Raw genomic sequence first — 26,735 nt, 5'->3', positions numbered from 1 at the left:
AAATCATGTCTGATATAGCTTTGTTCCAAATTGATAAAGGTTTCTTCAAAAGGCAAATAATGAAAGCCAGTCTATTTTGTTATCTAATATTATTTGTGGGTCTGTTATTCATATCTTATCAAGTGCAGAGTAGAGAGCAGAATTCTTCTACAAACTATGCTCTCACTGATAAGTATTGGAAAATTGAGAATAGCGATGGTTCGCTCGATAGCTTAGAGATTTTAGAGCATCAGGGAAGACAATCCTTGTTAGTGAAAAACGGTCAAAAAGCTTTTATGAAAGATGTTTCGTTTAAAAACTTCGTCGTGGATTTCTATTGTAACGGCCAGGTCCCAGGATTCGTTTTTAGGAAACAGGATAAAAACAATTATGAGTATTTGTACCTTAGAATGATGATGAGTGGAAGACAGGATGCACTGCAGTATGTCCCAATCCACAATGGTAGTCTGCCTTGGCAGTTATATAACTATCCCAAATATGAAGGATTCGCCACGTACCCCAGAAGAGAAGTCGCAACTATACCCATTTCACTGGAGGATCAACTGGTGAGTGGTAAGGTAGATAAAAGCCTTTTACATAGTCTAAAAGAAAAAGGCGTCATTTTTTCAGAAGAGTCTTTTATAGATATCCCAGAGGGAAGCCCCGCCTATATCTTTGACCCTGTAAGCAATGAAGCACTTTTATTTGAAATAAACAAAGAGGGTATCGTTTTTTTGGATTATAAGGTGTGGGTACGTGTAAGGATTGAGGTTTTAGAAGATACGATGACCATTTACGTCCATGATATGGATATACCTACTTTCGTCGTAGAAAATTTAAAGCGGGACATCCAAGCCGGTGGAATAGGTTTCTTTAGCAATTTCGGAGACCTCTATTTCAGCGATTTTTCAATTCAAGAAATCGAAACTGCCAACATTCACCGCACTGAAAAGGAAGAAAGACAAATTTCGCCAAATTACATTACCAAATGGCGAATGTCCGAAGCGTTTGCAAAAGATTCCGAAAATTATGAGCAGCAAGTGAATTCATTTCTTACCCATCAGGATAAATTTAAAAAAATTACGGCAGATGAGGATGGACTGATTAATGTAAGTCGGTTTTACGAGGATATGGAAAAGTCAGTAATTTTTACCACTACGCTGCTTTCAGACTCAGAGAAGGAGGTCGTCCTTAATTTCGACTTTGCTGATCAATTGGTCATTTTATTGAATTCTAAAACTCTGTATGAAGGTGAAATGAATTTTCGACCACCTTCTGACAAAGGCGCCGAAGGTAGAGTTTTCGTCGAAGATGAAGAAATTACGCTAAATTTGATGAGCGGTAGAAATCGATTGACCTTCGTTCTCACAGGAGACTCCCGTCAGAAATTCAATTGGGGGTTCATTGCCAAAGTGAGCGAACTCAACGGTATTGCGTTTGAGTAAAATGTTTGTAGTAGCCTTATGTCAATTGATGGACTCTTATCAGCAGTATCGACAGAATTGAAAACCAAATGATTAGTCTCCAACGTCATGTAATCCTCCCGAAAAATAATTGCGCTCAAAAGTAGAATTTTCTCGTAAATTAAACGCAGGAGATCTACATGAAAAAAATCAAAGAATTCTTAAAGTTCACAATATGAGTCGAATAAAACTTGTTATTCGGCTCACAAAATGATTTGATTAATTAATTCTAATCGGCTCATTTGTGTTCACTGTGTATATTTGGGAATTAAAAAACTGGCCTTTTTTCTGCTATCAGCAAGATCAAGTAGTGACTTTACTCGACGAGCTAGACCTGCTGCATTCAAAGTTAAAAGAACAAATATTATCAACACCTGAAGGACTAGATTCTGAAGCTCAGCTTAATGCGCTGATTCAAAATGCAATAAAAACCTCGGAGATAGAAGGCGAACAACTTGATGTAGGCTCTGTACGCTCATCGGTAGCCAAACATTTAGGACTAAACCAAGCAGGATTGATTTCGGGCACTAAACAAACCGACAACTTAGTTGATATGATATTGCAAGCGACCTCGAATTTATCGGAACCACTTTCTCTAGATACACTATTTAAGTGGCAATCCATGTTGTTTACTGATGAAGACGCATTAAAACCAGTAATTACAGGTAAGTTGAGAGGTGAACCAACAATGCAGGTCGTTTCTCAGCGAGGCCGATTTACTAAAGTGCATTTTGAAGCGCCTCCCAAGCAAATACTAGCAGATGAAATGAACGAGTTTTTATCTTGGTTTAATGAAAAAAACCAAGAGCATTTTGTTGTTAAAGCGGCAATATCACACTTATGGTTTTTAACGCTTCACCCTTTTGACGACGGTAACGGACGGATAGCCAGAGCGCTCACTGACAGATTGCTTGCTGTGGATGAGCAGTCCTCAGTACGTTTTTATTCATTGAGTGCCGCCATTGAACAGAATAACGTTGGTTACTACGATATGTTGGAAACAACACAAAATGTAAAGTCCGTTTCGCAACGGCAAAATCAGTTAGACATTACCGATTGGCTCATTTGGTTCTGTGAAGTTTTAAAGCAAGCATTATTGCAGGGACAATATCGAATTAAACGAGTATTGGCAAAATCGCAATTTTGGTACTCTCACGCGCAAACGGTTCTTAGTGAACGCCAAATTAAAGTGTTAAATCGTTTGTTAGATAATTTTGGTGATGCGTTTATTGAAGGTATTAATGCATCAAAATACAAAGGTATAGCTGGAGTGAGTAAAGCTACCGCAACGAGAGATCTAACCGATCTTTTAAATAAGAATTGTATAATACAACTTGATGGGGGAGGTCGAAGCACCCGCTACCATGTAAATATTCAGCTATGAAACACCAACACAAGACTAGATTTAAAAACCTGACCGACCGCTCTTTGTCTAATTCTGCCTGTCAGGTCAAGTCGAAACCTCGAACCAAAAGTGTCAGATTAAATATGAGCCACTACAGTTTAGCCACTACAGTTTAGCTACACTACAGTTTAGCTAATCCAGCTAAACTCATGACGCAAAATGCAACCACTTTCAGTGGCTGCATGGTGACTAAACCCTAGTCAATACGCCTTGCAATAGCGCCATTATCACCGACTAAGTACATTCGACGATAATCAGTTCCCTCGGGCTTTTCAGCAATAATTATTCGCGCATCTGGATGGGCGTTACGAATAAAAGAGCTGGCCGCCGACCCAGGACTATCAAGATTGCTTAAGGACTTAGGACGCTTATCGGACCTTTCACTTGGCTCAACTTTATACTCACCAAATTGGAGCAACTCGTCACCCGCTTGAAAGCTTAATCCTGAATCATTACTTTCCCACCAAGCTACACTGGTTAACCCTGTTTCAGGGTTAATTCCGCTAATCAAAAACGTTACATTTTCACCATCAACCAGAAAGTCACCACGTCCAATTGGAAGGCCACTATTTACGTTGCCAACCCATTCTTGGCCATTGTATGTGAAAAAGGCAGCGCGTTTGGGACCACCAATTTGCCAATATCTTCACCAATATACGCTGCTATTGAAGGATTACCATTAGCATCTACTTTGGTTGAACCGTTAAATGTCCATAAGTCGCCGGTATTAACTGCCAAGGCTTTTTCATCGGCAAGCTTTTTAGTAATAGGTATTTCAAGCGCGTCTCCATCAACGTTAGACCATGTATTGCTTAAAGTATCAAACTTTACAAAGTATAAGTTTTTGCGCTCTGTTGAATGACCCCCACGATTATTGCGGGGAGCATCTCTATCCCAACAGTAGTGGTAGTCGAAGCCAACCACTATTTCATTATTTAAGCCTTTCGAAACATACGGATACCAACTATCGCTACCAATACCATCGTCTCTTCGTTTATGTTTTAGAAAAGAAACCGGCTCTTCGAATGTGCGCCCATTGTCGGTTGACTTTTCATACACCCAGTCGCTGCGATGCGCGCCTTGGCGAGAGAAGACATAAATATCACCGTTATCCATTTTGACCGCTTGATTGTAAGTACCAAAAGGCTTGAGGTTATTTAAATCTTCCCAGCTGCTAATGTCGTAGGGTTTAGTGGAAACCGCATGTCTATTCTCGCCTGAGTGATAGCCACCAAAAGGGTTAACACCATGTAAGGCTTTCACACCGCCATGACTACCATAAAAAATGTGGATGTAACCTTCATTATCAATGATCATGGTTGGCTTACCGTGACTGTCTATTTTCCCTGTGGGATCTTTGCCTAGTATACTTGTGCCTGCTTTGTATGGTCCTGACCATTCACCAGTTTTATGATTATATGAGGCCACATATGGGTCTTCTAGAGGCCCTTGATAAGAAATATAGGTGACTCCATTAATGTGCTCACCTGCTGGGTGTTGAACAATGGCAACTCCTTCACCAAACCCGTTCTCGGCAAAGAACAATTGCTCTTTTTGACTTGATGGTTTTACAACAGTACATGCGATTGTGAAACTCATTGCGCAAACCCAAACTACTAAGTGTTTGTAACTCATCATAAATCCCTAGTCTTGTTGAGAAGAATTGAAGTTCCTTCAACTCATATTTTGATGCAGTTTTGAAACCATAACACTTGGAGACGACTTTTTCATTTAGCGCAAACCGAGATAATTCGTATATACCGCAACTTTTTGAAATCATCATCGTAAAGTAGTTTGGAATGCCTAGTTTATGTAGTTACCAGAGCTAATGACGAGAACCTCTTTACCTGCGATGAAACGTAAAGCAATGTGTTACTACAATTCATTTAGCGCAAGGCACGGTTGGTAAACGTGTGATAAATAATAATATGAAGGAGTAGTCATGCTAAAACGATTTACAAGTTTAATTACAAAGGTGGCATTTTTTGCATCACTGGCCACGGTCGGTTCCAGTGTAAATGCGGCAGTCATCAGCTTTACTGACGAAGCATCATTTTCACTTTCTACCAGCGATTCAGTGCTTGATACTTTCAATGACCTTATATCTTTTGCGGATGGTGGCGACACCCTTTCATCGCCTCTCACTCGCATCATAGATAGTGGTTCATACGATGTTGATATTGATGGCATAGGTGTTTTTATTGGTTCTCAAAGCATAGCGCCAAGCGGAGAAGAGTACATCAGCAACGAATCTGTAGTTGACACAATTACGATTTCGAATATAAGTGGACTTCCTACTTATGCATTAGGCGGATTTTTGTTTGGCAGTAACCTTACACCTATTGCAGCGAATCTCACAGCGACCATCTTCGATCTTGATGGATTGGCAACAAGTTTGTCCTTATCTTGCGATTTAAATCCCGCAAACTGCTTTTTTGGTTTCACTAGCTCAGTCGCAATAGAAAGATTAGAGCTCAGCGGCGACACAAATTTCATCGGGCTTGATGATCTACGGTTCGCCAATGCAGCCGTGGTGTCGGCACCTGCCAGTTTTTATATTGTAGTGTTAGGGGCGATAGCCTTAGTATTGCGTCGTTATAAAGCCTAGTTTACTCGGGTTTATGAGGCGGATAGGGAAATCTTAATAAGCGGTGCGCTTGGTAATTCTGAAACGAAAAATGACAATGCTGCGAAATTCGTTTAGTCATAATTCGCACTCGCTTCCTTACCTTCTTTGCATACAAAATTGAAATCAAAAACAGTGGATTACTACAACGACTCTATCATTTATTGCCTGGCATATGATAAGGACCTTACATATTGCTATTCCACGGCCATGAATTCCTGCGCTGCGGCGCTTTTAACTTTAGTTTTAACAGTCTCTAATTTCTTGGAAGCAGTCATAAAAAGAACCGCGATACATTTCATAAACAATTGACAATTCTTAGATTGTATTTAGCCTAGAGTTAACGATTACAATATGAGCTTAATCGAGAGGCATAAATGAACAAGTTGAGTAGGTTGGTAATTCTGTTGTGTTTTGTGACTTCGGTCCAAGCTGTAAGTGGCGCTAAGGCAGATTTAGTAGTATCGAAAGATAATCAGTCACCCTCCATAAAAGAGTCTCCGCTGTATCATTATGCAGAGTTGGTGGGCCTTAGTGTCGACGAATATGCGAGGCTACAGCACACGCTTCGAGATGTTTTAGATGAAGATAAAGTGCCTGGATTTTCGTTGGAATCACATCCTGCCTTATTACAGTATATTAGTTTAGTTGAGCGAGGCGGAATTCCCTCACTAACGCTGGAGGACGAGGTTGCTTTTTTAATGGAAGCGTATAAAAAAGGACTTGCTGACTATGTGGGCGTGTCGGTTATCGAATATACGAATGCTATGAAAAAGATGGCTATCCTTGAAGCATCGATTTTACGAATTTACGATATTGACAGGCGGGCGCTCGCCATCGAAGGCGATGATCCACCTGAGGTAATTGTAGTTGTCGCGAGTTTGGAAGAAGCTAGAAGTGGCGGTCGTAGCGGTAATACGATGACTAAGGTATATGCTCAGGCAAGTCGTCTAATCGGCAATTCGTGGAATGCCAAAGTTAATGTAAGGTTTCAAAATAGAGGCGGAGATGATTTTGGCTATCAATCGTGGAGAGTAAGCAATTTCGCTGCATGGCCGGATAGTAGTTTTGTATGTAGCCGCGGAATGTGCTCACTGTAACCCAAATAAAAGAGCAATTTCGTCGATTGTAATATTGAATTACCAATAGTTAGCAGTATTGTGATGGCTGCCACGATATAAAACGCACAAAATAGGCATTTACTTTTGGCTTATGCTAATCGACTTTAAAACTCGATTTTTACCAATCTTCTCACACTTGGTCAAGCAAGGCTTACCGAACGCTAGCAATGATTCTGTTAATCCGCCACTTCGTGTACCACCAGAAGCCATTGACGAATACCGCGACTATAGCGTTCAGCGAGACTTCGATTTTGGAGCTTAAGCTAGCTATCAATCTGTATACTAACAAACCGACGTGTATGCTGGCACGACACCGTTTGTCTCATAATGCACGAACCTGAACACAAAGACAGGTAACTCAAGCGTAAACAGATCAATGTGTCCAATCCTTCTCAGAAGGCTGTGTGTAAGCAATGGGATGGACTCCTCCTCAACCTGACGATGCGGCATTTTTAGGCCACAATGGTAATTGTCAGAAAACCATGTTCAATTGAGGAGAAACCCATGGGTAACATTACTAGAGTAGGTGTTGATATTGCAAAGTCTATTTTTCATGTCCACGCGGTCGATAGATTTAGTGAAGTCAAATGGAAAGGAAAATATTCTAGATCTAAATGGCTCGCAGCAATAAGTCGGAAAGTACCTCATGGTGCGGAAATAGCTATGGAAGCGTGCAGCTCCGCAAATTATTGGGGGCGTGAATTACAAAAACGAGGATATAAAGTTAAAATTATTCATGCGCAATTCGTAAAGCCCTATGTCAAGAGCAATAAGAACGATGCTGTTGACGCAGAAGCTATTTGTGAAGCAATGAGTCGTCCAAGTATGCGGTTTGTTAGCTTAAAAACTGTCAGACAACAAGATGTGCAAGCGGCGCACCGAGTACGCGATAATTTAATGGTTCAAAGAACGGGTAAGGCCAATCAAATTCGTGGCTTAGTCGGTGAGTATGGATTAGTAGCGCCGATTGGTATCAAGAAGCTGCGCCAGGCTATTCCTTTGTGGCTAGAGGATGGGGACAACGGCTTATCATCCATGTTTAGGTCAATATTAAAAGGTTTATTTGATGATCTGATTAATCTTGATGAACGGATAGACGAACTAGATAAAACTATTCAAGAAGATGTTCAACAAGACCCTGTTGCCACTAAATTATTAGAGTTGAGAGGAATAGGCGTTTTGTGCGCTAGTGCTTTATCTAGTGCAATAGGAGACGGAAAGACCTACAAAAAAGGCAGAGATTTTACTGCATCCATAGGTCTCACGCCAAGACAACATAGTACAGGTGGCAAGCCTAAATTATTAGGCATTAGCAAAAGAGGTGATGGCTATTTACGCAAACTTTTAGTGCATGGTGCTAGGGCTGTTATTAGACACGCGCATCGTCACAATGATGCTTTGAGTCAGTGGTTAATGAAGCTTACTTCCACTAAACATGTAAACATTGTCACGGTCGCGTTGGCAAACAAAACTGCTAGAGTCGCATGGGCAATAGTTAACAATAATGATAGTTATCGCCCAGAATTAATAGCTTCAGTATAAAAATTACAATTAAAACAGTTAAGTACAACAATTTCATCCAAAGTTGCAAGAGTATAGCGTGAGATGGCAAACAGGTAAGACCGACACTTGTAAAACCCAGAGCGGACGAAGAGCCTATCCGAGCTCGTGTAAGCGTTAGGGACCAAGTGTGCGAATAGCCCATAGAGGTTCGATGCTTAATAAATAGCATCATTCAGAAACCGAATATACGTAGGCAGTTTATACCATTAGCCATTAACCGAAATACTTGCAAATGAGGAGGAGTCCATATACGTCGCCCAAACCCCATCTATTGGTCGCACATATATCTCGGCATAATGATGTTTTTGATAATGTATCGAGGACAGCATGCCCAGAAAACGCCGAACCAAAGAAGAATGGAAAGCTACGATTGAAGCTCAAGAGGCCAGCGGGCTCACCGCACCTCAATACTGTGCCAAGCACGATATCCATTTGCAAACGTTTTACGCCAGAAAAAGCGATATCAATAAACCATGGCCCAAGCCAAAGGCTAAAGCTTGGGTAAAAGTCAGAAAATCTCAGCCTGTTACACACCATCCATCGCCGCAACTGAGTTTGCAGTATCAAGATGTTGTGATTAGCATTTTGCAAACTCCCGAGCCATGTTGGTTAAGTCAAGTCATCACTAGTAAATACCAATATGGCCTGCCACTTTATAGACAAGAGGCTATGTTCAAACAATATGGCATTGAATTAAGCCGGCAAACCACTGCCAAATGGATGATAAAGTGCGCCGATATCTTACAAATTCTTTACGACACCTTGCGGCGGATATTACTTGAGCAGCCTGTGATATTTAGTGATGACACGACCATGAATGTCATCAGTGATGATAAGTCAAAATCTTACATGTGGCTATATGGCTGCGGTGCAGACTCGCCTGCCGGTAAGATTAGCGGATGTGATATCCCCAACATCGTGTTGTATGACTACAACATCAGTCGTGGCGGGCAAGTCGTGGCAGATTACCTTGACGGGTACAGCAGCTATATGCTGACTGATGGTTATGCCGGATACCATAAAACAAACGCTACCATCGTTGGGTGCTTAGCGCATGCTAGGCGCAAATTCACCGATGCACAAAAAGCGATGGGTAAGCATAAAAGCGGCAAAGTAGAATGGGCACTTAACCATATTCAAAAGCTATATCGGGTAGAAACCCTCATCAAAGATAAAACCGTGGATGAGCGTTATCGCATTCGCTAAGAAAAGAGCCTTCCACTGCTTGAGCAGTTCAAGGGCTGGCTAGTGAAATCACAACACCAAGTCTTAGGGCAAACGAATTTAAGCGCGGCCATTCAATATTGTTTAAACCAGTGGGAAAAACTCGAGCGATATACACTTGATGGGCGTTTGAGTATAGATAATAATCGCGCGGAGCGCGCGATTAAACCCTTCGTGATGGGCAGGCGAGCTTGGTTGTTCTCACAAAATGCAGAAGGGGCAAACGCCAGCGCGGTACTGTATTCAATTATCGAGTCGGCTAAAGCGAACGGGCTTGTGCCCTATGATTACCTAAATCACTTATTCGAGCAATTTAGTTACGCACAGCCAGATATAGAGCAATTGCTGCCGTGAAATGTTAATTTAGGTCGCGGTCTTTAGGCGACGTATATGGACTCCTCCTCATTTGCAAGTATTTCGGTTAATGGCTAATGGTATAAACTGCCTACGTATATTCGGTTTCTGAATGATGCTATTTATTAAGCATCGAACCTCTATGGGCTATTCGCACACTTGGTCCCTAACGCTTACACGAGCTCGGATAGGCTCTTCGTCCGCTCTGGGTTTTACAAGTGTCGGTCTTACCTGTTTGCCATCTCACGCTATACTCTTGCAACTTTGGATGAAATTGTTGTACTTAACTGTTTTAATTGTAATTTTTATACTGAAGCTATTAATTCTGGGCGATAACTATCATTATTGTTAACTATTGCCCATGCGACTCTAGCAGTTTTGTTTGCCAACGCGACCGTGACAATGTTTACATGTTTAGTGGAAGTAAGCTTCATTAACCACTGACTCAAAGCATCATTGTGACGATGCGCGTGTCTAATAACAGCCCTAGCACCATGCACTAAAAGTTTGCGTAAATAGCCATCACCTCTTTTGCTAATGCCTAATAATTTAGGCTTGCCACCTGTACTATGTTGTCTTGGCGTGAGACCTATGGATGCAGTAAAATCTCTGCCTTTTTTGTAGGTCTTTCCGTCTCCTATTGCACTAGATAAAGCACTAGCGCACAAAACGCCTATTCCTCTCAACTCTAATAATTTAGTGGCAACAGGGTCTTGTTGAACATCTTCTTGAATAGTTTTATCTAGTTCGTCTATCCGTTCATCAAGATTAATCAGATCATCAAATAAACCTTTTAATATTGACCTAAACATGGATGATAAGCCGTTGTCCCCATCCTCTAGCCACAAAGGAATAGCCTGGCGCAGCTTCTTGATACCAATCGGCGCTACTAATCCATACTCACCGACTAAGCCACGAATTTGATTGGCCTTACCCGTTCTTTGAACCATTAAATTATCGCGTACTCGGTGCGCCGCTTGCACATCTTGTTGTCTGACAGTTTTTAAGCTAACAAACCGCATACTTGGACGACTCATTGCTTCACAAATAGCTTCTGCGTCAACAGCATCGTTCTTATTGCTCTTGACATAGGGCTTTACGAATTGCGCATGAATAATTTTAACTTTATATCCTCGTTTTTGTAATTCACGCCCCCAATAATTTGCGGAGCTGCACGCTTCCATAGCTATTTCCGCACCATGAGGTACTTTCCGACTTATTGCTGCGAGCCATTTAGATCTAGAATATTTTCCTTTCCATTTGACTTCACTAAATCTATCGACCGCGTGGACATGAAAAATAGACTTTGCAATATCAACACCTACTCTAGTAATGTTACCCATGGGTTTCTCCTCAATTGAACATGGTTTTCTGACAATTACCATTGTGGCCTAAAAATGCCGCATCGTCAGGTTGAGGAGGAGTCCATCCCATTGCTTACGCTATACACGCCGTTTGGTGAGCAGATGTCGCTGTATGTAGATTCAAGTTTTGCTGCAAGCGGCTATGAAGACCCGACTCGCGCAGGCTACACCGGTCATCATATGATGAATAGTATTGGCATTATTCACATGGGCGGAAGAATTTACGATGCCAGTATTGGTCGCTTTATGCAGGCAGACCCGCATATTCAAGCGCCTAATAATACGCAAAACTTCAATCGTTATAGTTACGTGTTGAACAATCCGATGAGCTATACTGACCCAACCGGCTTCTTCTTTAAGAAACTATTCAAGGCGATTGGAAGCAACGCATTTTTATCAACGATTATCAGCATCGGATTGAATTTCATTCCGGGTTGCACTGGTTGGTGCGCAGCAGCAGCCACAGCCGCGTTCAACGGAGCGGTCACTTATGCAGTGACCGGCAGTCTGAAAGGTGCACTAATTGGCGCGTTTGTAGGGGCCGTATCGCCCGGTGGCTTTACGCCCGGTGCGTTGTTAGCTCGAGGCTTCTTAGGTGGATTCGCTTCAAGTGTTCAAGGGGGTAAGTTTGGACACGGGTTTATCGCAGCCGGTGCAGGCGGAGCAGCAAATGGCATAAGCAATGTGAGCGTTAGAATTTTAGCATCAGCTATTATTGGTGGTACAGTTTCTAAAATAACGGGCGGAAAATTCGCTAATGGAGCCATAAGTGCCAGCTTTGCTACTACCGTAACAGCAGCCTTCAATGGTGAATTTAGTAGGTTATCAGGCGATTTTAAGCTTTTTGGTACAGGTTCTCGAGCAATACTTACTAAGACTCCTGATAATCATGGTGACGTTCTTGAACTGTTTGATGGTAAAGTCCAACTGGCAAGGTGGGGTAGTAATGATGCTAAGGTGTCGTTTAGTGAACTTCAAACAGTAAAGTCTGATTTAAAATCAATATTTGCTACTGAATATGGTGAGGCAATGCTCAATGCTCTGTCTGTAGAAGCTCCACTTAAGATTCTACTTAACGATTACGGAAGCAATGGTGGTTTGTTTGGTCAAAACTTAATGACTGTCGATATTCATTCACCAATATATTTCCGCAATAGAGCAGGAAGCAAAGAGGTTGTGCAGGCTTCATCAGCAAGACTAATTGCTCACGAAATGATACATGCGGTTGCGAACATTAGGTCAGAGGGAAACACTGTGCAGTATACTGACCAAATAATGAAATCCATAAATCGAACGTCTAGAGAGACTTATGGAAATAGCTGTAAACTAGACTGGAGCCTGTTATGTCGATAGCTAATACTTTTATAAAGTTGTTTTTTGCTGGTTTATTGATCACTCAGTCTATAAATGGTTCTTATGCCAATGTCGGTGCAGAATATTCGACATTGGAAGGCGAGGTCTACTCGTTTGAAGACAATGCCACTATAATACGAATGAATACTTCGTATGTAAAAGTTTTACGATGTAATTTCGGTCAGTTCTGCATTGAATTTGACGACACTAGGATTAGTATCCCAAGCAACAAAGTTTTAGACAGTGTTGAAACGAACTCCTTATTTAAGCATCATGCATTCTCAGACAAGCGTTACGTTCAGGTCTTAGAATTGAAGGAGATGAGGTTTTTCAACCAAGAATTCAAAGGATACCTTATAAAAACGTTCAAGCATTTAGGAAAGGAGCAGACCGAAATTGATTCATTCTTTTATAGTAAGGATGTAGGAGTAGTATTTTTTGAATATCTGACTCGAGAATTAGACTTCAAGACCGGAGGATTTGAACTAAACCGAACGCCAGTTTTTTTAAAAGGTACATCGGGGCTGAGGCCGTAAAACAGAAACTTATTTTTGAACTCTGAGTCAGGGGGCACGATTAGAGTTTGAATGTCATTTGTACCGTCTAGCTAGTACACCTATTCCCAAATAGTATTGGCTCTACGGAATCTATTGACTTGTTTTTGAGGTCTGAAGATGGAAATGTTTATGGTCATATCAGCCTCACCTTAATTTCGCCAACTGAAGCTGTTGCAAACATTCCTGACACATATGATTTCTTTTATGGCCGTCCTTATAATGGGGTTTCGAATACAATCGCTAATGTTGCTAACATCGTTGGTGAAACTCATGCTGACACGTACTCAATGCCGAATAGAACACCAACGGACTTTAACATTCAATTTCAAGGAATCGGAACGATTAAACCACTTCAATATTTGTTTGGATTTATAACACTGTCGATCATTCTAACCTTCTCCTTTATCGCTCGGCCCATAAGCCAAGAAAGAGCTGCAGTTATGGCAAAGGATGAATTTAGTTTCTTTTGCATTGAAAGCAGGTTTGATTGCTCAGAATTTAGCATACCTGAATACTCAACTACAAATGACAATGGATATAGGATATTTATAACCGAGCGCTTTATTCAAAACACTGACCAAACAATTCGGTTTGAAATAAGAATTCCATCAAAAGAGTGGGATGATGTCCAAATTGGAACCATTAATTCTCCCGAACTTATTAAACGGCATTTATTCATGAATACTAAATCGTAGTTAGGCTACTTAACGTCGGGGGATATTACAAAATAAATGTTTAAATTAATCAAAACAGTGATTATAACTGTTGTTGTGTTTTTCTCTCTCGTTTTGTTGATATCAACTAAAACATTTACCAAACTAGAAGCCGAATTTGGCTATGGATTGTACAAGTCTCTAGCACCGATTGTTGTCTCTTGGCGCGTAAAAATTTTAGGGGACATAGAGGCGTACTCGAACGTTCATGTGTTTGAATATGTTTCTACAACTTTAAACAATTCACATCTAAGTGATGAGGAAAGAAGCTTTTATATGCGCCATCTTGTCGATCTGGGTCATGTGATTGAGAGACAGAATGTGGGGAAAGAATCAATTCATAAGATGTTGACAGACAGCGTCGGCTTGGGTGACTTCGACCGTTTTCTTTATTTATTGAATTTTTTTACTGTGACCGACGTTAGTGAAGTTCGTTTCGTCAGTTTCGATGGCTCGTCTACAGATCTCCCGACATTCTTTTACGAAATGCACGATGAAGACATTTACCTTTTTATAGAGAGCAATTATGTAAATATTGAGGATAGAGAGGCCAAATCAGTTAACTGACAAAAATAATCAAGATAAGAAATAAATTGTTGTGTACTACAACTCAGGAGCCTACATAAAATATGTGGTTTTTATTGTATGGTGTATCACCGCAACAGGGGGCTTTAGAACCGCAGTAAAGTCATGCCCATTCAGGCTTTTAGAGGGTATTGACACCCCAGAGGGGGAAATGGTGGACGCTACTGGGCTTGAACCAGTGACCCTCGCCTTGTAAGGGCGATGCTCTCCCAACTGAGCTAAGCGTCCATTATCATTTTTCTCAAGCCTCTGGGTTTGAACCAGTGACTCTCGCCCTTCTTTTGTGAGTCGTATTGCGGCTAGCTCAGAATGATTATGAATATCAAAACCTTATAGAAATGCATGGTAATTGATCAAACAGGTGACTAAATGAAATTTAAACTTAAAATATATTTTACCCTGATGCTTCTTAATTTTACTTTGGGCGAAGCTTTCAGTAAAAACGCTTTGCAGCAAGTAGATTCGTCGCAATCACATCCAGATGAATCAGCCTTAATTTATGGTGTTAAAGAGAAATCAATCACAACCGTGCGAAAAGCATTGGCTGACGGTAAAGACCCAAACCAGTTTTCAGATGGTTTATCCATTGTGTTTTATCTGATCGTCGACGATTGCTACCCCCATATTCTTCAAGAGTTGGTTGATTCAGGACTCGATGTGAATGTGTTTTCTAAATCTGACGGGTCATACCCGATACATTGGGCTGCTGCACATGAAGACTTATCATGTTTCGAAATACTGGTCGATAACGGCGCTAACTTGCATGTTTCAGACAATAATCAAAGAAATATCTATTTTTTTGTATTGCAGGGTCGGAACAAAAAGATCCTAGATTTTCTATACCAAAAGAACGTCGACTTTATGCAAAAAAATATTTTCGGTATTGATCCAGTTCATTATTCTATTTTGGTTGGTCAACCCAATTTCTTTAAGGAATTGATAGCCAAGGAGATTGAAAAAAACCTTAGCCGAGATAGAGAACAGCAGAATATAGGTGAACTAAATAGTAAGCGAGTATTTCGGTGAAAGCGGCCAGCCGTTTTGGTTTTATTGGAACGCCTAATAACTCTCTTTTTCGCAAGATTTTTTCTACGCTATCTGCTCGAATTGGTCTAGTTTTCTCATCGATTATCTTGTTAATTTAATGCGGTGACTGTTGTGTAATAATCGGTCGAGCAATGCATAAGCAGCGAATGGATTTGATATGAGCTTGTACCACTCAGTAGCGAGTATTTGACTTGCAATAATGGTTATGGCGTTCTGATATATCTCCTCCATCACGTCCAGTAAGTCGTTTGCTTGACGAACATTGAGTTCCTTCATCCTCAATCATCAACTATTGATAGTTTCTTTTTCGCGAGTTAAGCGAGTTGTTGCCGATAGCTGCCATCAGCGTATGCAATATGAAGCTCGTCTAGTAACTGGACTAATCAATAATACCTAACAGTATCATGTTGAGCCAGCAATCCAAGTCGCTCCTCGCACTCATATCTTGGTAGGTGCTCATTAATTCGTTATACACACTTAATTTAGTAATGTTGTCCGCGGATATTGAGATACGGCAGATGCAAATGCTGCTCGTTAGTAGGCATTGACTATGCATTCCGCAGAAAGGTTAACTACACTTCTCGAAAGGTTTTAAACATCTGAATAGAGACTGCGAATGCAAGATGCTTCTTCGAGCTACAACAACACTTCTTCCCGCAATAGAGCCGTTATTTGTGTGCTACTGATCACAGGGGGAATTGCATTAGGAATGCTGTTATCTCGCTTCTTCCAATCGAATGATGTATCTGGGGGCCTTAGTGACCAAATACTCATCCCTGATAACAAGGTTAGCTGTATAACCGTAAGCGATCATTTTAGACCGTTCTTTACAACCGTTTGATTTAGGTCTAGTGGTGCAGCGCTAATATGCCTGACTATGCCTGCCGGTACTTTGTGATGTGTTTTTGCGTTGTCGTTGGCAATCAACACCGTTTTTCGGTTTTTCTTAAGTAACGTGCCGGTGACTGTCGTGCCGTCATGAGTAAATTGCACTTTCATACCAGGTCGTAAGATGGCAATCGCGGCTTCGTCTTGCTGCTTTTGCAGGGTATCTATGCGCTCACATACAAATTGATTGAGTATATATAGTTGGTCAATGGATAAATGGCTGATGTCTATCGTGGTTTTGATGTCTTTATTTGTCATGGTGTGCTTACTTTTCTATATCTGAGCGCAGGCGTTTGTCTGCGAACAGGACTTTCCAGCGCCGAGGGGTTAAATCGATAACGTCTTTTGCCGGATGTTGTGAGACGCGCTGCAGTACATCCACCAAGTAGTGATACGGATTGATGTTGTGTAATTTGCACGTCACGGTGAGTGTATGCAAGACGCCAAGCTGTTTTGCGCCTAGTTCACTCCAACAGAACAAGTGATTCTTTCTTCCCATAGGGATAACGCGCAGGGCTCTCTCCAAGTGGTTCGTATCGATGCTGACTTGCGCATGAGTGAGGTAAGTTTTTAACTCATGATGGCGCTCATAGGCATAAGCAAGTGCTTTGGTTAACGGGTCTTTAGGCAGTAATTCAGGTCTCTGGCGCTGCTCGTATATCCATTTGAATAATGCAGTAATGATAGGCTCACTGTGTTTAAGGCGATATTGCACGGTATCCTCGGCATTAAGTGCCTGTTTTCGTATGTGCGCTTCAATCTTGTATAGCTTTTGTATTTCAGCCAAGGCGTATTGCGCCTCTTTAGGGTGATAATCCAATGCTTTTTCGAAGTAGCGGCGCGTGTGCGCCCAGCACGCTGCATGGGTAATTGTTTGACCTTGATGATTAAGCGTATCAATGACTTGGCTATATACCGCATAACCATCGCTTAACAAGGTGCCGTTAAAGCCTGCTAGTTGCTCCATTGCATGTTGTTTACCGCGAGAAGACGACCAGGTAAAGGCCACTTCATCTTGCTCACCATACATCGGCCAGAAGTACGTTTGCTTCATTGTTTTTGATGGTTGGCTTGATGTGCGGCTGCGGCGAGTCGAGGATTGTCGACCCGCCTTCATCGGCGTTTCATCCATACTGATGTTCCCCCCACTCAGTATATTGCCAAGCACCGCTTTGGCGATAGGGGTCAGTAAATCAATCCCTTGGCTAACATAATTAATTAGGGTAGCGCGTGATAGCGTGACCCCCGATTGCAACATCCGCAGATGCTGGCGATGAAGGGGTAAATGATAAACCGCTTTATCTACCATGAGCCCTGCTAATAAGGACACATCGGCATAGGTGCCTTCTAGTACGTTAAGTGGTGTTTTAGGCGATTGGATATCCCCACTGTCTTTGTGCTTGAGTACATTTTTGCGGTAAATGAGAATTTGATAGCTACCTGGCAATTGTGCCAAGCGATGGCTTTCTTTTACGCCAATGACCTCATAGTTATCTGCATCTTCACCTTCAAGCTCCGGACATGGGACATCAATCACTTTTGTCGGTACATCATCAGTAAAGCGAAGACCAGTGTCATTGACGTTATTTTCATCTTTTTGCTTGACTGAACGCGCATAGCCTTTGACGGCTTTTTTAGGCGCAGACGGTAAACCTTCATCCTGAGCTTGACCAAACAAGTTGGCTTGGTCAGGATTATCGATGATGTGTTTTTCTGATTTGCGCCCAAACAATTGGCGTTTAAACCAGTCAACTTGTTGCTGTAATGCTGCCATTTGCGCACGCACTTTTTCATATTCTTCGATAGGAATATGCGTGCTGTTTTGTATACTGGTTGAGGCGCTTTTCATGCCGCGAAGTATAGCAAATTCAGCTACTTAAGTCGCTTGTTTTGTTTGCCTTTTTGCCAATAAATACCATCTATTAAACACTGCAGTTGCGCGGCATTGAGCGATAGTTTGCCATCGTTACCCGCCACCTTGGCAAAGGTGCCGCGCTCCAGTCGTTTTGACCACAAACAGTACCCACCTTGATGATAATACAGCACCTTCATCATCGTGCGTTTACGATTCACAAACACAAACCAATCGCCTGCATGCGCAGGCAGTTGCATCTGGTGTTTCACCAAGGCCGCCAAGCCGTCAAACTGTTTGCGCATATCGGCAATGCCCAAATACAACCAAATGCGTGCATTGGTAGAGGACAACATCAGCCATCGGTACTCATATTCAGCACGACACCGTTTGGTAGCGTTAGCTCAATTTGCCATTGGCGCGTGTCTGGCAAGGCCATTGACTTCGTATCAATCGGCAACCACTGAGATGGCGCTTGCGCTAAGTGACTGTCACTGCGCTTTTTGCGTTGCAGGTAAAACGTAGATTGATTGATGTTGCGCGACTGACAAAACTGCTGGATTGTCATCTCGCTAACGGCTTGCTCGTCGATGAGGCGTTGCCATTCTTCACTTGTTCGTCTGGTCATTGATAGGTCTCCTGTATTTATCAATGACGCGATCTTAAATTATGCTTACGAGTGGGTGAAGAACGGTCTATTTTGATCGCTTACGTATAACCGATATACTTAGATATAAGGGAAAACTTTTATCAAAGAAGAAAATATCATTTCCTGAGGGCTTTGATGACTGGACGTTAATAGAGGTTTTGCTAGAGGAACAATATCGTGATCCTAAAAAACATCTGGGGACTTGTTTTTCAACTGGGTTTGCAGAACTAAGCACTACCGACCCTCGCCTCGCGGGAAAAATCTCTGAGTTTCAGAGCGTTTATGGTGAAAATGTCTATATAATGCATCATATTGGCACACAAAATATTACTGTTCATTTTATGCCTGAAAAAAGTGGTGTTAATGAGTGATGATGAAAAATCTTGATTCAATGTGTCGGCGTTGATAGGTTTTATGTAGCGTTAGAGACTGAAAGTAATCGAACTTTTCCTCAGCCTCTTTATCGCAAATTATGCTGATAATATTGACAACACAATGGCAGTCAACTTACTGGGAGAATACTACCAATGATCTTGTGGATGAAAAGAGGTGCTCTCACAACAATAGTATTCATTCTGGCGACTCAAAAATGTTTCGCGATGGATATTGAGTACTACACTTACGTTGACAGCACGGCAACTCAATATCAATTTCCTAATTCTTACGATTCATTCAATACCGAAAGTTTATCTCGAGCTATCACAAAGTGTCATGAGCCGGATTGTATTTTGGTTGGGGAGACGATGTTGTTTAAGCCTCCCATTGACGCTCTAACAGGCTCACAACAAATATTTGAATTTGGAGGTAAGTCCTTTTTTATAAAGCCCACGCAAATTAAACTCATTTCGAAAGAGTTGGAAGTCTTATCAATTACTGGTTCAGATGAACATGGAGACTATACTTATTTATATCATAAAGACAGAGGCGTAATTGCATTTGAATTGCGCCTTGAAATCATTAACTATAAAAGCAGGGAGCCTTTTTTATCACGATATTTTCTTATTCTGTCGGGAGGGAAAGGTATTTTTTCGTCGCAGGAATAAGCTTATACAGCTGAAAAATCGAATATTGTGAATGTCCACTTAAGAATTTTGAGGAAACTTTTAGAACTGCGGTTAAGTCACGTCCAATATTGATTCAACAGAAGATTGCAACACAAGAGGGGAAATGGTGGACGCTACTGGGCTTGAACCAGTGACCCTCGCCTTGTAAGGGCGATGCTCTCCCAACTGAGCTAAGCGTCCGATATATCTGATTTTGTAAAATAAAAATGGTGGACGCTACTGGGCTTGAACCAGTGACCCTCGCCTTGTAAGGGCGATGCTCTCCCAACTGAGCTAAGCGTCCATTATCATTTTTCTCAAGCCTCTGGGTTTGAACCAGTGACTCTCGCCCTTCTTTTGTGAAAGGCGGCGATGCTTGCTCTTTTTCTAACTGAGCTAAGCGTCTGCAATATTTCTCTACTTCCAAACAGGTGTTTGGTAAGTGGACGCGTATTATAGAGTCGAGTACAAAAGAGTCAATACGAAATCGCAAAAAAACATAATCTCTTATTCTCTTTTTGTTCGCCTTGTAAACCGTTAGACTATGCGCCTTATTTTTTCATGCCTCAATTACAAGGATTCATCATGTCGGTTGTTACTCGATTTGCGCCAAGTCCCACGGGTTATTTGCACGTTGGTGGCGCTCGAACCGCGCTTTATTCGTGGCTCTTCGCAAAGAGCCAGGGCGGTAAATTTGTATTACGAATTGAAGACACTGATTTAGAGCGTTCAACCGACCAAGCAAAACAAGCTATATTGGATGGAATGAGCTGGTTAGGGCTTGAACACGACGAGGGGCCTTTTTATCAAACTGAGCGCTTCGACAAATACAATCAATACATCGACCAGTTGCTAGAGAAGGGACTGGCTTATCGCTGTTATATGAAAAGTGAAGAGCTGGATGCCATTCGAGAAGAGCAAGAACGCAAGGGCGAAAAACCTCGCTATCCTGGCACGTGGCGCGAGAGAACAGATTATCCGGAGGATGCGCCCTATGCGATCCGCTTTAAAAATCCGTTAAGTGGAAAGGTGGTATTCAAAGACCATGTACGCGGAGAAATTAGCATCTCTAATGAAGAGTTAGATGATTTGGTGATTCGTCGCTCTGACGGCGCGCCTACTTACAACTTCTGCGTGGTAATCGATGATTGGGAAATGGGAATTACCCATGTGGTGCGCGGTGAAGACCATATCAATAATACGCCACGCCAAATTAATATTCTTAAAGCCTTGGATGCGCCTATCCCGGAATATGCTCATGTGTCGATGATTTTGGGAGATGATGGTAAAAAACTCTCTAAACGTCATGGCGCAGTGAGTGTAATGCAATATCGAGATGATGGTTATTTACCGCAGGCTGTTTTGAATTACTTAGTTCGCTTGGGCTGGTCGCATGGTGATCAAGAGGTGTTTATCGTTGATGAAATGATCGAATTATTTTCACTCGATAATATTAGCAAGTCTGCCAGTGCGTTTAATACTGAAAAACTAGTGTGGCTAAATCAACACTACATAAAATCATTGCCTGCTAAGGAAGTGGCTGAGCATGCAAAGTGGCATTTTGATGATCAGGGAATAGATGTGTCAAACGGTCCTGCGCTTGAGGATGTGATCGCTGTGCAGTCTGAAAGGGTAGAAACCTTGAAGGAACTTGCACAAATCAGCCGGTATTTTTATGAAGATTACGATGAATTTGATGCTAATGCAGCGAAAAAGCATTTGAGACCGGTTGCAAAAGCGAATCTAATTGCAGTAAAAGATGCACTATTGGGTTTAAGTGACTGGTCTTCGCGGAGCATTCAAGAGGCAATAAATAGCACGGCTGAAAGCTTGGGCGTTGGCATGGGCAAGGTGGGTATGCCTTTGCGTGTTGCGGTCACAGGCTCTGGCAATTCTCCGTCGCTGGATGTAACGCTTGTGTTGCTGACCAAAGCGCAAGTTGAACAACGAATAAACAAGGCAATTGAATTTATCGAAAATCGCGAAAATTCTTAAAAAACCGTTGACATAAATGGGGCGGATGCCTAGAATGCGCCCCGCTGTCACGGAACTGTAGCGATACGTTCAGCTCCAAGACTCGGGGCTATAGCTCAGCTGGGAGAGCGCTTGCATGGCATGCAAGAGGTCGGCGGTTCGATCCCGCCTAGCTCCACCAGAATTATTTTGTACTAGGTTTAGATAAGGTTAGGTAGTTTGAATAGGCGACTTTAAATACTGTCGCTCAGTTCGCAAGCTCATTTGGCCTTACAAAAAATCTGAAAAGCAGTGCTTTTCAAAACTGATTTTTTGTCCCCTTCGTCTAGAGGCCTAGGACACCGCCCTTTCACGGCGGTAACAGGGGTTCGAATCCCCTAGGGGACGCCATTTTCTCAGTGGTAATTGAGAGCTCGGTAGAGCTAACATACGCAGTTCTAGGTTCAGATAAGGTTAAGTAGTTTGAACAGGCGACGCTCAATAAGGTCGTTCAGTTTCGAAGCTCACTTGGCCTTACAAAAAATCTGAAAAGCAGTGCTTTTCAAAACCGATTTTTTGTCCCCTTCGTCTAGAGGCCTAGGACACCGCCCTTTCACGGCGGTAACAGGGGTTCGAATCCCCTAGGGGACGCCAAATAAAAAACCCAGCTTTTGCTGGGTTTTTTATTGCGCGATTTTTATGCAAGATGTTGTCACTCAAGGGGAAAGCTAGGGCTAGCCTATCTCATTACAAAGCCGCTCTGCGCCATCCCTGGACGCTCGGGCAAAGCCGTCCATGGCTTTGCACGCTTTGTAATGAGATAGGCTAGCCCTAGCTTTCCCCCTGAGTGACAAAAATGCTAGTGCTCTTACCAGAGCTTGCGCCATACGATGCTGCCAGATATCATCGGCGCTCAATTTTTACGAGTGCAAAGCATGCAAATTTACTTAGCGCCCATGGAAGGCGTTGTTGACCATTTAATGCGCGATATGCTCACGCAAATAGGCGGCTTCGACCTTTGCGTGACAGAGTTTGTGCGCGTGGTGGAGCAATTACATCCTCGTAAAACCTTTTACAAAATTTGCCCTGAGTTGCATCACGATGGTTTAACGCCTGTGGGGGTGCCTGTGCGTGTTCAACTACTTGGTCAACATCCGAGTTGGCTAGCTGAAAATGCACAGCGCGCTATTGAGCTGGGCTCCCATGGCGTAGACCTTAATTTTGGTTGCCCTGCAAAAACGGTCAATAAGAGCAAAGGTGGGGCAGTGTTGCTCAAAGAGCCGCAGGCTTTGTTTGATGTGGTTAAAGCTGTTCGCGATGCCGTGCCAAGTGAGCATGTGGTAAGCGCAAAAATTCGGCTTGGATTTGATGATACAAGCCTTGCGCTTGAGAATGCAGATGCAATCCAACAGGCCGGTGCGAGTTTACTAACCGTGCACGCGAGAACAAAAGTAGATGGCTATAAACCACCTGCCTACTGGGACTGGATTGCGAAGATAAAGGCGCATACGCAAATCCCGCTTATCGCAAATGGCGAAATCTGGCATGCGCACGATGCGCTAAAGTGCCAAACACAAAGTCATACGCAAGACCTTATGCTCGGTCGCGGCGCGCTTTCTTTACCCAACTTAGCAGCCTGTATTAAGTTTGGTGATGCGCCCATGCCATGGAGTGAAGTGACGCAGTTGCTGATTGACTATTCCGGCTACGAAATATTTGGTGACAAAGGCCGCTACTATCCTAATCGAATTAAGCAGTGGTTGGGGTATTTGCAGCGTGAGTATCAGGAGGCAAGAAGCCTATTTCAAGAGATTCGAACCTTAAGAAAATCTGATGAGATCCTTGCGTGTATAAGCTCGTAAGTGCGTCGTTCAAAACAAAATAGCGGCGAACTTGCGCTTAAAGGCATGGCAGGGACTTAGCGGGAGGTGTAAGCGTCTGAAAACATCGAAATCATGGATGATTTCGCTGAGCGCCCAAGGACGGGTTCACAGCGGTTTTCAGACGCTTACACCTCCCGCTAAGTCCCTGCCATGCCTTTAAGTCCACAAAAATCTTCTACCGATATTTGCGAAATCTTGCAGAAATATCTATGCTTTAAAGGTTAAAAACTCAGGCGCATTCTAAAAATAATCATGCTTTAGCGCCTATACACTCTCAAAGGAACACCATGCAACTCACCAAACATAAAAAGGTGGGTGTTGCGCTTGCTCTGTCTGCGGTACTTTTAACCGCATGCAGTGACGATAAACAAGCTCAAGACTCGCAGCAGTACGACAAGAACAATCCTTTCCCTAGTACTTATCAACGCATTCAATCCGATCCAATCGTTATTAGTAATGTCACTATTCTTGATGGCATTGGCGGAAAAATTGAAGAAGGTGCCATTTTGCTAGAAGACGGCAAAATTACCGAAGTCAGCGATGACGTTTCAGTGCCATCTGATGCGATTGAGATTGATGGGACGGGCAAGTGGGTAACGCCGGGAATTATTGATAATCATAGCCATTTAGGCGTGTATCCATCGCCGGGGACGCATTCGCACTCTGACGGCAATGAGATGACCAGTCCAGTGACACCAGAAGTATGGGCAGAGCACAGTATTTGGCCGCAAGATCCGGGTTTTCAACGCGCGCTTGCAGGAGGCGTTACCGCATTGCAAATTTTGCCAGGCTCGGCAAACTTGTTTGGCGGCAGAACGGTGACCGTTAAAAACTTGCCCAATCGCACCATGCAAGATATGAAATTTCCGGAAGCACCTTATGGAATTAAAATGGCCTGCGGTGAAAATCCAAAGCGCGTCTATGGCTCAAAAGGCGGCCCTATGACGCGCATGGCAAACGTAGCAGGCTACCGCAAAGCATGGATCGACGCCCAAGCTTATCAAAAGAAATGGGCTGATTATGAGGCTGCTCAGGAGTCGGGTACGGCGGGTGATGCGCCAAAACGCGATTTAAGTTTGGAAACATTAGCAGGTGTGCTAGAGGGCGAAATACTGGTGCATATGCATTGTTACCGAGCAGATGAAATGACGGTGATGATGGATGTCATGAAAGAGTTTGATTATCAAATTGGCACCTTCCATCATGCGGTTGAATCCTACAAAATCTCAGACAAACTTGCTGAAAATGGCGTGTGTAGTGCGATGTGGGCCGATTGGTGGGGCTTTAAAATGGAAGCTTACGATGGCATTCGCGAAAATATTCCTATGGTTCATCAAGCGGGTGCTTGCGCCATTGTCCACTCTGATAGCGACATTGGTATTCAGCGCCTTAATCAAGAAGCGGCAAAAGCATGGTCAGATGGCAAGCGCGCTGGCATTGATATTCCAAAAGCTGTGGCGTGGCAGTGGCTGTCAGCCAATCCTGCTAAATCCCTGGGTATCTTTGAACATACTGGCTCACTTGAAGAAGGTAAAAATGCCGACGTGGTTCTATGGTCGGGTGACCCATTCTCCACATACACACAAGCAGAGAAAGTCTTTATCGATGGCGCAATGGTGTATGACCGAACGCAGCCTGAAACATGGCCTGTGAGTGATTTTGAGTTAGGACAAGTTGGGCAGGGGGATGCGAAATGAGACATTTTCATAAACAAGTAACTGGCGCGCTTAGCACCCTGACGAAATCTGCTGTGGCATGTGCGATAGTAGCAAGTGTTAGCGCAAGCGCGTTAGCTGAAAAAATTGCCATTACAGGTGCACAAATTCATACCATGGCTTCTTCTGGCGTGATTGCAGAAGGGACGATATTGCTCGACAATGGAAAGATTCAGCAAGTGCTTGACTCAGACTCCGTCCCCGCTGGCTATCGAGAAATTGATGCCTCAGGAAAAGTCGTGACGCCTGGTTTCATTGGTGCGATGACTAGCTTAGGCTTAGAAGAGGTCAGTTTGTCAGCCGGTGTTGTTGATGCTCGCGTACACGCGCACCCTGTGTCGAGTGTTGGCGCTGCGTATGACGTGAGTTTTGGTGTTAACTCAGACTCTACCTTAATCCCAATTACACGTGTAGAGGGTTTTACTCACGCAGTGACGGGCATCAGCCGTACTGGGCAGTTGTTCAACGGGCAGGGCGCGATTATTGATTTGGGCGGTAGTTTCAACGCCGTGCTTAAACCTAAAGCTTTTATGCATGTTGATGTAAGCGACCGAGGTGCTGATACCAATGGTGAGAGCCGCGCGGCAATGTGGGTCGCTCTCAATCAAAGTTTAGATGAAGCCGTCTTTGCATCGAGCTATGATTTATCACCCTCCGCAGATTGGGATGGTATGATCACTCGTGCCGATGCCAAAGCGTTGACATCGGTTGTCTCCGGTGAGGTGCCCTTGTTGATATCTGCCAATCGTGCCTCGGATATCATGCAAGCCCTTGCGATTAAATCGCGTTTTGCTGATTTGAATCTAGTGTTGGTGAATGCGACAGAAGGTTGGCGCGTCGCATCTGATATTGCATCCGCTGATGTGCCGGTCATCCTCAACCCAGAAAACAATCTGCCCGGAGGTTTTGACCAACTGGGTGCTACGCTTGAAAACGCGGCGCGTTTGCACAAAGCGGGCGTGATGATAGCGATTGGCATGGATACGCATAATATCCGATTAGCCCCTCAGCATGCGGGGAATGCTGTGGCAAATGGCTTGCCACATGCAGCGGGTTTGGCGGCCTTAACGCTCAACGTCGCTAAAATATTCGGTGTTGATGATTCCATGGGCAGTCTGGAGCCTGGCAAAGATGCTCACTTGGTTATTTGGTCGGGTGATCCCCTGGAAGTAACAGAGGCGGCAGAACAAGTCTTTATTGGCGGAGAGCCAGTGGAAATGACTTCTCGTCAAATCCAGTTACGTGACCGCTATCTGAATCGAGACGAAACTAAGCCGGTTGCATACACTCGCTAGGCCCTAACGCAATTTAACGGCAATCGTCATCGTCAGGCTATAAAAAACGAAAGAAGCAAATGGATTGCCCCCGAAGCTTAGACAAAAGTTTCGGGGGTTTTTG

The 26,735-nt window shown here is 43.1% G+C and carries 25 protein-coding genes, 6 tRNA genes and 1 pseudogene; 21 read left to right on the top strand and 11 right to left on the bottom strand.

Annotated features, from left to right (window positions below; all coding sequences use genetic code 11):
* Window positions 1-5: 5 nt before the first annotated feature.
* Together PN836_RS05635 and PN836_RS05630 are read left to right on the top strand one after the other, a co-directional pair.
* Window positions 6-1,424, top strand: a complete 1,419-nt coding sequence (locus tag PN836_RS05635; RefSeq protein ID WP_395344272.1) for a hypothetical protein — start codon at window positions 6-8, stop codon at window positions 1,422-1,424.
* Window positions 1,425-1,752: 328 nt separating this feature from the next.
* Window positions 1,753-2,826 carry a Fic family protein gene (locus PN836_RS05630; RefSeq protein WP_415926389.1) on the top strand — a complete coding sequence of 358 codons (1,074 nt, stop codon included), beginning with the start codon at window positions 1,753-1,755 and terminating at the stop codon, window positions 2,824-2,826.
* Window positions 2,827-3,043: 217 nt separating this feature from the next.
* Here the strand turns inward: PN836_RS05630 and PN836_RS05625 are convergent, their stop codons facing one another.
* Window positions 3,044-3,358, bottom strand: a complete 315-nt coding sequence (locus PN836_RS05625; RefSeq protein WP_395344270.1) for a hypothetical protein — start codon at window positions 3,356-3,358, stop codon at window positions 3,044-3,046.
* Between the two features lie 59 nt (window positions 3,359-3,417).
* Window positions 3,418-4,446, bottom strand: coding sequence for a BNR-4 repeat-containing protein (locus PN836_RS05620; RefSeq protein ID WP_395344269.1), 1,029 nt, complete (start codon window positions 4,444-4,446; stop codon window positions 3,418-3,420).
* Window positions 4,447-4,789: 343 nt separating this feature from the next.
* Between PN836_RS05620 and PN836_RS05615 the strand changes: the two genes are divergently transcribed.
* From PN836_RS05615 to PN836_RS05590, 6 genes and pseudogenes are all read left to right on the top strand, one after another.
* Window positions 4,790-5,455 carry a hypothetical protein gene (locus PN836_RS05615; RefSeq protein WP_395344268.1) on the top strand — a complete coding sequence of 222 codons (666 nt, stop codon included), beginning with the start codon at window positions 4,790-4,792 and terminating at the stop codon, window positions 5,453-5,455.
* 395 nt (window positions 5,456-5,850) lie between these two features.
* Window positions 5,851-6,573: a hypothetical protein gene (locus PN836_RS05610; protein WP_395344267.1), complete on the top strand. Its 723-nt coding sequence runs from the start codon at window positions 5,851-5,853 to the stop codon at window positions 6,571-6,573.
* Window positions 6,574-6,685: 112 nt separating this feature from the next.
* Window positions 6,686-6,856, top strand: a complete 171-nt coding sequence (locus PN836_RS05605) for a hypothetical protein (protein ID WP_395344266.1) — start codon at window positions 6,686-6,688, stop codon at window positions 6,854-6,856.
* 242 nt (window positions 6,857-7,098) lie between these two features.
* Window positions 7,099-8,136 (top strand): IS110 family transposase, encoded by a 1,038-nt coding sequence (locus PN836_RS05600; RefSeq protein WP_395344265.1) that lies wholly within the window; start codon window positions 7,099-7,101, stop codon window positions 8,134-8,136.
* Window positions 8,137-8,484: 348 nt separating this feature from the next.
* Window positions 8,485-9,546 (top strand): annotated as a pseudogene (gene tnpC, locus PN836_RS05595) (IS66 family transposase); the annotation flags it as partial.
* Window positions 9,547-9,558: 12 nt separating this feature from the next.
* Window positions 9,559-9,735 carry a transposase domain-containing protein gene (locus tag PN836_RS05590; RefSeq protein WP_415926400.1) on the top strand — a complete coding sequence of 59 codons (177 nt, stop codon included), beginning with the start codon at window positions 9,559-9,561 and terminating at the stop codon, window positions 9,733-9,735.
* 305 nt (window positions 9,736-10,040) lie between these two features.
* Here the strand turns inward: PN836_RS05590 and PN836_RS05585 are convergent, their stop codons facing one another.
* On the bottom strand, window positions 10,041-11,078 hold the full coding sequence (locus tag PN836_RS05585; RefSeq protein WP_395344265.1) for an IS110 family transposase: 1,038 nt from the start codon (window positions 11,076-11,078) through the stop codon (window positions 10,041-10,043).
* 54 nt (window positions 11,079-11,132) lie between these two features.
* Between PN836_RS05585 and PN836_RS05580 the strand changes: the two genes are divergently transcribed.
* The 4 genes from PN836_RS05580 (at window position 11,133) to PN836_RS05565 (ending at window position 14,289) form a co-directional block, all read left to right on the top strand.
* Window positions 11,133-12,452, top strand: coding sequence for an RHS repeat domain-containing protein (locus tag PN836_RS05580; RefSeq protein ID WP_395344264.1), 1,320 nt, complete (start codon window positions 11,133-11,135; stop codon window positions 12,450-12,452).
* A complete protein-coding gene (locus PN836_RS05575) occupies window positions 12,443-12,988 on the top strand; it encodes a hypothetical protein (protein ID WP_395344263.1) in 546 nt (181 codons plus the stop codon). The genes PN836_RS05580 and PN836_RS05575 overlap by 10 nt, the downstream gene beginning before the upstream one ends.
* Window positions 12,989-13,113: 125 nt before the next feature.
* Window positions 13,114-13,704: a hypothetical protein gene (locus PN836_RS05570; protein ID WP_395344262.1), complete on the top strand. Its 591-nt coding sequence runs from the start codon at window positions 13,114-13,116 to the stop codon at window positions 13,702-13,704.
* Window positions 13,705-13,998: 294 nt separating this feature from the next.
* Window positions 13,999-14,289, top strand: coding sequence for a hypothetical protein (locus tag PN836_RS05565; protein ID WP_395344261.1), 291 nt, complete (start codon window positions 13,999-14,001; stop codon window positions 14,287-14,289).
* Between the two features lie 170 nt (window positions 14,290-14,459).
* On the opposite strand, the gene PN836_RS05560 is transcribed toward PN836_RS05565, so the two are convergent.
* Window positions 14,460-14,535, bottom strand: a tRNA-Val gene (locus PN836_RS05560).
* A 141-nt stretch (window positions 14,536-14,676) separates the two neighbouring features.
* On the opposite strand from PN836_RS05560, the gene PN836_RS05555 reads away from it, so the two are divergent.
* On the top strand, window positions 14,677-15,333 hold the full coding sequence (locus tag PN836_RS05555; RefSeq protein WP_395344260.1) for an ankyrin repeat domain-containing protein: 657 nt from the start codon (window positions 14,677-14,679) through the stop codon (window positions 15,331-15,333).
* 102 nt (window positions 15,334-15,435) lie between these two features.
* Here the strand turns inward: PN836_RS05555 and PN836_RS05550 are convergent, their stop codons facing one another.
* The 5 genes from PN836_RS05550 to tnpA all read right to left on the bottom strand — a co-directional run bounded on the left by PN836_RS05550 (window position 15,436) and on the right by tnpA (window position 18,722).
* Window positions 15,436-15,630, bottom strand: a complete 195-nt coding sequence (locus PN836_RS05550; RefSeq protein WP_395344259.1) for an ATP-binding protein — start codon at window positions 15,628-15,630, stop codon at window positions 15,436-15,438.
* Window positions 15,631-16,164: 534 nt separating this feature from the next.
* On the bottom strand, window positions 16,165-16,500 hold the full coding sequence (locus PN836_RS05545; protein ID WP_395338410.1) for a hypothetical protein: 336 nt from the start codon (window positions 16,498-16,500) through the stop codon (window positions 16,165-16,167).
* 7 nt (window positions 16,501-16,507) lie between these two features.
* Window positions 16,508-18,091: an IS66 family transposase gene (tnpC, locus tag PN836_RS05540; RefSeq protein WP_395341210.1), complete on the bottom strand. Its 1,584-nt coding sequence runs from the start codon at window positions 18,089-18,091 to the stop codon at window positions 16,508-16,510.
* Window positions 18,092-18,114: 23 nt separating this feature from the next.
* Window positions 18,115-18,450 carry an IS66 family insertion sequence element accessory protein TnpB gene (gene tnpB, locus PN836_RS05535; protein WP_395338414.1) on the bottom strand — a complete coding sequence of 112 codons (336 nt, stop codon included), beginning with the start codon at window positions 18,448-18,450 and terminating at the stop codon, window positions 18,115-18,117.
* On the bottom strand, window positions 18,450-18,722 hold the full coding sequence (tnpA, locus tag PN836_RS05530) for an IS66 family insertion sequence element accessory protein TnpA (protein WP_395338416.1): 273 nt from the start codon (window positions 18,720-18,722) through the stop codon (window positions 18,450-18,452). The genes tnpB and tnpA overlap by 1 nt, the downstream gene beginning before the upstream one ends.
* A gap of 560 nt (window positions 18,723-19,282) precedes the next feature.
* Between tnpA and PN836_RS05525 the strand changes: the two genes are divergently transcribed.
* On the top strand, window positions 19,283-19,786 hold the full coding sequence (locus tag PN836_RS05525) for a hypothetical protein (protein WP_395344258.1): 504 nt from the start codon (window positions 19,283-19,285) through the stop codon (window positions 19,784-19,786).
* Window positions 19,787-19,911: 125 nt separating this feature from the next.
* On the opposite strand, the gene PN836_RS05520 is transcribed toward PN836_RS05525, so the two are convergent.
* Both PN836_RS05520 and PN836_RS05515 read right to left on the bottom strand, forming a co-directional pair.
* Window positions 19,912-19,987: transfer RNA gene (locus PN836_RS05520), tRNA-Val, on the bottom strand.
* Window positions 19,988-20,014: 27 nt separating this feature from the next.
* Window positions 20,015-20,090: transfer RNA gene (locus PN836_RS05515), tRNA-Val, on the bottom strand.
* Window positions 20,091-20,371: 281 nt separating this feature from the next.
* Here PN836_RS05515 and gltX point away from each other — a divergent pair.
* From gltX to PN836_RS05480, 7 genes are all read left to right on the top strand, one after another.
* A complete protein-coding gene (gene gltX / locus PN836_RS05510; protein ID WP_395344257.1) occupies window positions 20,372-21,781 on the top strand; it encodes a glutamate--tRNA ligase in 1,410 nt (469 codons plus the stop codon).
* A gap of 84 nt (window positions 21,782-21,865) precedes the next feature.
* Window positions 21,866-21,941, top strand: a tRNA-Ala gene (locus PN836_RS05505).
* Between the two features lie 133 nt (window positions 21,942-22,074).
* Window positions 22,075-22,150 (top strand) — tRNA-Glu (locus PN836_RS05500).
* A 167-nt stretch (window positions 22,151-22,317) separates the two neighbouring features.
* Window positions 22,318-22,393: transfer RNA gene (locus PN836_RS05495), tRNA-Glu, on the top strand.
* Between the two features lie 281 nt (window positions 22,394-22,674).
* Complete coding sequence (dusC, locus tag PN836_RS05490; protein ID WP_395344256.1) at window positions 22,675-23,601, top strand: tRNA dihydrouridine(16) synthase DusC; 927 nt, start codon at window positions 22,675-22,677, stop codon at window positions 23,599-23,601.
* Window positions 23,602-23,909: 308 nt separating this feature from the next.
* Entirely contained in the window at window positions 23,910-25,319 is a 1,410-nt protein-coding gene (locus PN836_RS05485) for an amidohydrolase (protein ID WP_395344255.1), read from the top strand.
* Entirely contained in the window at window positions 25,316-26,632 is a 1,317-nt protein-coding gene (locus PN836_RS05480; protein ID WP_395344254.1) for an amidohydrolase family protein, read from the top strand. The genes PN836_RS05485 and PN836_RS05480 overlap by 4 nt, the downstream gene beginning before the upstream one ends.
* Window positions 26,633-26,735: the final 103 nt, after the last annotated feature.

It is taken from the genome of Ningiella algicola, from assembly GCF_028401415.2.
In the GTDB taxonomy this organism is placed as follows: Bacteria; Pseudomonadota; Gammaproteobacteria; order Enterobacterales; family Alteromonadaceae; genus Glaciecola.
This window is presented reverse-complemented; position numbering and strand designations above follow the sequence as displayed.

Coding starts and splice junctions, on each gene's coding strand:
- PN836_RS05635 (WP_395344272.1), top strand. CDS start 6: ATGTCTGATATAGCTTTGTTCCAAATTGATAAAGGTTTCTTCAAAAGG.
- PN836_RS05620 (WP_395344269.1), bottom strand. CDS start 4,446: ATGAGTTTCACAATCGCATGTACTGTTGTAAAACCATCAAGTCAAAAA.
- PN836_RS05615 (WP_395344268.1), top strand. CDS start 4,790: ATGCTAAAACGATTTACAAGTTTAATTACAAAGGTGGCATTTTTTGCA.
- PN836_RS05610 (WP_395344267.1), top strand. CDS start 5,851: ATGAACAAGTTGAGTAGGTTGGTAATTCTGTTGTGTTTTGTGACTTCG.
- PN836_RS05605 (WP_395344266.1), top strand. CDS start 6,686: ATGCTAATCGACTTTAAAACTCGATTTTTACCAATCTTCTCACACTTG.
- PN836_RS05600 (WP_395344265.1), top strand. CDS start 7,099: ATGGGTAACATTACTAGAGTAGGTGTTGATATTGCAAAGTCTATTTTT.
- PN836_RS05590 (WP_415926400.1), top strand. CDS start 9,559: ATGGGCAGGCGAGCTTGGTTGTTCTCACAAAATGCAGAAGGGGCAAAC.
- PN836_RS05585 (WP_395344265.1), bottom strand. CDS start 11,078: ATGGGTAACATTACTAGAGTAGGTGTTGATATTGCAAAGTCTATTTTT.
- PN836_RS05580 (WP_395344264.1), top strand. CDS start 11,133: ATGCCGCATCGTCAGGTTGAGGAGGAGTCCATCCCATTGCTTACGCTA.
- PN836_RS05575 (WP_395344263.1), top strand. CDS start 12,443: ATGTCGATAGCTAATACTTTTATAAAGTTGTTTTTTGCTGGTTTATTG.
- PN836_RS05565 (WP_395344261.1), top strand. CDS start 13,999: ATGCGCCATCTTGTCGATCTGGGTCATGTGATTGAGAGACAGAATGTG.
- PN836_RS05555 (WP_395344260.1), top strand. CDS start 14,677: ATGAAATTTAAACTTAAAATATATTTTACCCTGATGCTTCTTAATTTT.
- PN836_RS05550 (WP_395344259.1), bottom strand. CDS start 15,630: ATGAAGGAACTCAATGTTCGTCAAGCAAACGACTTACTGGACGTGATG.
- PN836_RS05545 (WP_395338410.1), bottom strand. CDS start 16,500: ATGACAAATAAAGACATCAAAACCACGATAGACATCAGCCATTTATCC.
- tnpC (WP_395341210.1), bottom strand. CDS start 18,091: ATGAAAAGCGCCTCAACCAGTATACAAAACAGCACGCATATTCCTATC.
- tnpB (WP_395338414.1), bottom strand. CDS start 18,450: ATGTTGTCCTCTACCAATGCACGCATTTGGTTGTATTTGGGCATTGCC.
- tnpA (WP_395338416.1), bottom strand. CDS start 18,722: ATGACCAGACGAACAAGTGAAGAATGGCAACGCCTCATCGACGAGCAA.
- PN836_RS05525 (WP_395344258.1), top strand. CDS start 19,283: ATGAAAAGAGGTGCTCTCACAACAATAGTATTCATTCTGGCGACTCAA.
- gltX (WP_395344257.1), top strand. CDS start 20,372: ATGTCGGTTGTTACTCGATTTGCGCCAAGTCCCACGGGTTATTTGCAC.
- dusC (WP_395344256.1), top strand. CDS start 22,675: ATGCAAATTTACTTAGCGCCCATGGAAGGCGTTGTTGACCATTTAATG.
- PN836_RS05485 (WP_395344255.1), top strand. CDS start 23,910: ATGCAACTCACCAAACATAAAAAGGTGGGTGTTGCGCTTGCTCTGTCT.
- PN836_RS05480 (WP_395344254.1), top strand. CDS start 25,316: ATGAGACATTTTCATAAACAAGTAACTGGCGCGCTTAGCACCCTGACG.